The following is a 5,539-nucleotide window of genomic DNA, read 5'->3' as shown; positions in this document are numbered from 1 at the left end:
GAAGATGCGCTCCAGCTCCTCACTGAAACGTCCGGTAATTTCACCGGGCAGCTGTTTTTTGGATTTGATATATTCCTCACGCGCCCGGGACAGGAAGTTCTGCTCCAGCTCGGTGTCCATATCCACGACCTGGTTCTTGATTACATTGGCATGGCTGAGCCGCTCGCTGTTCTGATAGCCGGGCAGCGGTTCGGGTACGCGGGATTCGAAGGTTTTGACCATAGTATCGAGATCGATTCCAAGCTTGCGCGCGAACTTCTCCACATCCTCCTGGCCGGGTGCCTGCTGGAACATCTTGTCCATTTTGTCGAACAGGCGGTAGGCGAGATAGGTGGTCATTTCCTCAATCGGCAGCACGGCCGACGAAGCCCCGATAATGTTGTATTCATAATTGGCAGGGTAAGTCTTGTTCATCTGCGCAATGTTCGTACGGATGTTGCTGATATAGTCATGGATGGCGAATTCCTCGCCCGAAGCTTTTTCCTCACTGGCCATAAAGTTGGTAATATTCTCTGCCGTTACGTTCATGCAGTAATCATAGGCATTCTCCAGCAGTTTGCCCTCCGTATTGGTGGCGGAGATCAGATGGCACAGGTTGAACGGCGGCAGCGGGGAATTCACGGTGAGAATATTGCCGTACTGCTGGCGGAACCGCTCACCGCGGCTGTCCACGTTCATCCAGTAATCCAGCTCTTTGAGCGCCGCATAACCGTTCTTGCGGATATATTCGCGGGTGTGCTCGCTAAGGCTTTTATTCGCCAGATTGACGTCCGGTGTGAAAAGGTAGCCCAGTGTGTTAACCCGGTCTATGCCTGCCGCGCCGTAGTCGCGTTCAATAATGCCGCGCACGATATAGGCGATATCCAGAAAAGCTCCGCTTCCCGTACCTCCGGATAAGCCGGTGAGCAGGAACACCATCAGCTTCTTGCTGGTGCCGACGGACAGCGTCTTGATCTTCTTATCAATTGCACCTACGACCTGATTGATCTTGGTGAACAGCAGCAGGCGCCCGGCCTGGCGTACACCGGCAGCGCCGTTCATCCCGTCGGTAATGCTCAGCTCCGGCGACAGCCATTCGGTAATGTAAGGGTCGAGAATGCTTCTGTTTTGCAGCAGGCCGCCGATTTCAGCGTTAGCCAGCAGCACGAACTCGTTCTGCGGATCAAGGCCGATACCTTTGTATTTTTTGCCGCGGTCCTGTTCATTCGTCTCAAAAGCCAGGAATTCCACGTTATCCGGCTTGTCGCGTTTCTTCTTGGAGAGCGGATCTTCGGGCAGCTTAAAGCGGCGGTTAATCTGGTATTTCAGCCGCAGCAGGGCGTCGATGCCCGTACCGCCGAGTCCGATGATCAGGATTGGGTTGTCGATCGTGTCTACTCTGATTTTGTCGCTGACGATCCCCCCGCCAAGTGATACATCGAGTTGCTGTATATGCTCTCTTACTACCGGTTTCATTGGTTCTCCCCCTCTATATTAAATACTCAAGCAGAATGGTCTTATCTACAGTTTGCAGCGGCACTGAAATACGGTCCCCGCTCTTCAGTTCCAGCCCTCGTGAGGTATCGGCAGCCCGTCCTGATCTCTCGACGGAAATGCCTTCCCCGCTGCGCAGCAGCAGCCGGTCATTTTTACCGGGTGTGAACACGAGCTTTTCACTCTCCTTCAGTTCAGGCGCAAGCTGCAGCAGCTGATGGAGCGTGAATTTGCCCCGGAAGGCAGACAGCTTCTTGTACTGCGGATACGTCATCTCCCCGGTGTTGCCATCCAGCACCTCCACAACCAATTGCCCGACAAAACCGCGGGTCGCCTTTTGGCGCAGCATCCACAGCACCACAGCCGCAGCGAGCAGCAGCAGTACTCCGCCGATAATAAAGTACAGGGTGTTCGAGGTTTCTTTCTCCTGGAGAGGCTCTTGGCCGGCAGGTCCGCTTGTGGCCGCCGGCGCTGTGCTTACAGCTCCGGTCTTGGCATCGATTTTGAGCACATCGCTCTCGCGGTAGAAGCTGCTCTCCTCCGCACGGACCTTGAGCTCGTAGCTGTGGCTGTCCTTGATCTCAAAGCTGCCTTTAAATTCTGCGCCGGAATTGTCCAGCGGAATCTCCTGCACAGCGCCTGTATCGGTATCTGTGGCAAGCAGCACGGCCTTCATATCTTGATACAAATTGCTGAGCGTTACCTGAGTACCATTGCTGAACAGATGGGATACGATTTCAATGGTATCGCCTTTTTGATACTTAGCGGACGGCAGCGCATCGATCTTAAGCTCCAGATCATAGTTAAATACGAGATTGATATCAATCTTATCCTTCGGAACGCCCTTTACCTGCAGCTTCCAGTCGCCCTGCTGAGGTGAAAGCAGCTTGATCAGACTATAGCTGGAAGACTTGGACAGCAGAACATCATCTGACGGAATAGCAACTTCCTTGCCGGACGGATCGGTCAGCTTCGCGGTCACCGGCTGTGACGACATAATGGAGATATTCGCTTCCAGCACACTGCTGTTGGGTACATTAACCGTAACATCCTGGTAGCTGCCGTTTGCCGTAATCGACTGCACAGGGACTACCTTCAGCTTCAAATGGCTGGCAAAAATCTCGCTGAGGATCTGCGGCAGATCGTCAGCTGAATCCGTAGTAAATGCTTTGCCGCCTGTTTCATCAGACAGTCCGGACAGGATGTCCTTATTCAGCTTGCCATCAGCATTAAGGCCTATAGTATAAATCGGATAGCCCTTCTGCTTGGCGGCATCCACTGCAGCGGACAGCTCCTGGTCAGACTGGCTCTGGGTCCGGCTGCCCGACTCGTTGAGATCATTGTTGCCGTCTGCCAGCATGACGATCATCGGCTCATGTCCGGGGTCACTGCCGTTTTCCAGCACTTTGACGGCTTCTTCCACACCGACGGCAATATCCGTGTAGGGTCCGCGGTCCAGCCCGTCGATGAAATCCTTCAAATCCTGCTTGTCTCCGGCCGAGCCGATCTGCAGCAGGGCTTTCTCGCGCTGGACCTTGTCGGTGTAGGCTACGATGCCGACTTTGTCCCCTTGGGCGGACAGCATATCTATAAACATCTTCATCGCCTCACCGGCGATATTGTTCTTGTCGCTCTTATTCATGGAGTTGCTGACATCAATCAGCAGCACCGCGTCAATCCGGGACGGACCCGCCGGGGCTGCCGAAGCCCGCATTACGGCAAACGGAGAGGCGGACAGGCACAGAATCAGCAATAGTACCGGGATTAGCCGCTTAAGCATATTCTTAGTTGTTCTAGGGCAAAGCTGTGTACGAAGCATAAAGATGGCTCCTCTTGTGTTATATTCGGTAATAGAGACGGGGTTATCAGTTAGCTAAAATCTGTAAATAGCATGCCATTATGATATAATTAAACATTGTAAACTTCAACTTTGTGCCCGCCTGACAGCTGCCGCCAAGGGTAGAATCGTCATTCTATCAGCCTTTCAAGGCAGCCATACTTCCAAGTGAAAGGAAGAGTTCCATGATTTCATACGTTATTCTCGGTATTACGTTTCTTTATGCCGTAATCCAGATCTCTATTTATGCATCAAGGCGGCGGAAGCCGCTTACCCGTGACGATATTGACGCGAGGCTGCTGGCCGCACTGAATGGAGGGACTGGCACCCGTGAATAAGAAAAGACCCGTGACCTTCCGGCCGTTCAAAGTCCCGCGTTATGCTTATGACAAGCTGCGGATCTGCCGCCGCTGCGGCCGGTTTACCGCACTCGGCGAAGAACGCTGCGGCGGGTGCGGGCGCGCCGCCTTATCTTCGCTTGAGAAGCAGGCCACGGCCATCGCCGGACGCAAAATGCATACCCGTCTGCTGCTTATCGCGCTGCTCACCCTGGCTGCGGTCTACTTCGGGCAGAGCCTGCAGCAGATGGCCCTATGCGGTGCAGGAGGAGCTGTCCTGGCCGCAGCCCTCTATTATATGCAGCGGAAGGTCCGGCAGAATGAGAATCTCTTTGCGCTGAACGAGCTGCTGGGCCGGAACATCTTCAGCATCAAGGAAGGCCTGGAGATCAACCGCCAGGAGGCTGTAGCTGTGCTTCGCGAGGATGATGTGCTGGCTTACGAGAAGCTGCGCGAAATCTCAATCCTGCTGCGCGGTGACCGGATCTCCCGCCAGCGCGTCGCCCTGCTGCACGGCTTCCAGCTGCGCAAGGATATGAACCTTGAGCTTGAGCAGCTGCTGCTGAAGGATTTCGAGCCGCTGCTCGCCGAGTATATCGGCGAGATTGCCAAGGTCCGTCCCGAGCTGATCAAGGACCGTACGCTGCGCTATGTTAAGAATTATGAGGCACAAATTCTTGAAATGGACAAAGGCGAAGCCATCCTGATCGGTGTTGCCGGGGCGGCAGTCCGCTTGAAGCGGTATGCGCTGCTCTACTCCGGGATGATCGGAAGATACATACAGGATCTGCCTAAAGACCGCTTTCTGCGCTTGTCCAGGCTGATCTCCGCCAGTCCTTATGAGCCGTGGAACGGCCTGGACCTCAAGGTAGCGGAAGTCCGGGAAGCCAAGTACCGCTGGGACCCCGATTTTTAAATGGATGCCGCGAGCTGGAGGCATACTTTTAATTTAAATAAAGGGGCTACTATACTATGACGTTCAAACAAGCCATATCCCTGCGGAATATTATGATTATTCTGTGTATATGTATGCTGGCGCTGCTCGGACTCAAGGCTCTGCGGATCGGAGATAAGATCCGTGAGGTGCAGGAAGCAGAGCGGCTCTATGCCGCCGGGGATCTGATAGCTGCCGAGAATCTGTACCGCCAAGCAGCGGACAACCCGGCCATTCATTATAAAGAGGAGCAAATTGCTGCACGCCTGGAAGAACTGGCGCCGATTTCAGCCATCCGCAGCGGACTAAACACCCTGGTGAAGAAGGTAACGGATCAGCTTGTGACCAGGGATTTTGCCGAATTTATGGAGAGCTATGCTTCCCTGATCAGCCTTAAGTCCAAGTATTTCATCAGCGGGGGACCCTATGCATCCTATTATCGCCAGCTGTCTGAGGTTTCAGGCATTTCCGTACAGCTGACGGCAGGCTTCGGGCAGTTTAAAAGCCAGTTTCTGGCTGAGCTTGCCGCAAGCCAGAACGGCAGCGGCAGTGAAAATAACGGAGATCAGTTCAAATGGAATCTGCTGCAGATTCCGGATGCTTATTATGGAGGAACAGACGCCAAGAATGAGCTGCTGGAAACGGGGTTCAAGGCGCATGATACGGCCAGACTGAAGGTTCTGGCCGCTGGAGGCAGCTTTGGCCCTATGCTCGACAGCTCCCTTTCAATGATAGAAGCGTACAGCAATCATAGCTATCAGGCGCCGTGGGTGCAAAAGCAGACGGAGGACAGTGCCCAGGTTATTCTGGACAAGGATCTGGAAGGCGATAATATATCCGCCTTCGCCGGACACGCTGCCGCCTACCGCACTTACGCCGCATCTGCAGCACTTGATCCTGATTCGTCCAAAGTGCTGTCATTCATCGACAGCAGCGCAGCGAAGCTGCTGAAGAGCG

At 54.0% G+C, this 5,539-nt stretch carries 4 protein-coding genes and 1 pseudogene; 3 read left to right on the top strand and 2 right to left on the bottom strand.

Annotation, left to right across the window (positions count from 1 at the left end; all coding sequences use genetic code 11):
- Together AQR02_RS33255 and AQR02_RS00540 are read right to left on the bottom strand one after the other, a co-directional pair.
- A partial coding sequence (locus tag AQR02_RS33255; protein ID WP_245237004.1) for a tubulin-like doman-containing protein occupies positions 1-1,455 on the bottom strand: 1,455 nt, incomplete at its 3' end.
- Positions 1,456-1,468: 13 nt separating this feature from the next.
- Positions 1,469-3,292, bottom strand: coding sequence for a vWA domain-containing protein (locus AQR02_RS00540; protein WP_082451526.1), 1,824 nt, complete (start codon positions 3,290-3,292; stop codon positions 1,469-1,471).
- Positions 3,293-3,495: 203 nt separating this feature from the next.
- Between AQR02_RS00540 and AQR02_RS32180 the strand changes: the two genes are divergently transcribed.
- From AQR02_RS32180 to AQR02_RS00530, 3 genes and pseudogenes are all read left to right on the top strand, one after another.
- Entirely contained in the window at positions 3,496-3,648 is a 153-nt protein-coding gene (locus AQR02_RS32180; RefSeq protein ID WP_159067651.1) for a hypothetical protein, read from the top strand.
- Complete coding sequence (locus AQR02_RS00535) at positions 3,641-4,564, top strand: hypothetical protein (RefSeq protein ID WP_082451524.1); 924 nt, start codon at positions 3,641-3,643, stop codon at positions 4,562-4,564. The genes AQR02_RS32180 and AQR02_RS00535 overlap by 8 nt, the downstream gene beginning before the upstream one ends.
- A gap of 56 nt (positions 4,565-4,620) precedes the next feature.
- A pseudogene (locus AQR02_RS00530) lies at positions 4,621-5,539 on the top strand (hypothetical protein); the annotation flags it as partial.

The organism is Paenibacillus ihuae (assembly GCF_001368795.1).
Classification (GTDB): Bacteria; Bacillota; Bacilli; order Paenibacillales; family Paenibacillaceae; genus Paenibacillus_AQ; species Paenibacillus_AQ ihuae.
The sequence above is the reverse complement of the archived record's forward strand: the minus strand, read 5'-3'. Positions and strand labels throughout refer to the sequence as shown.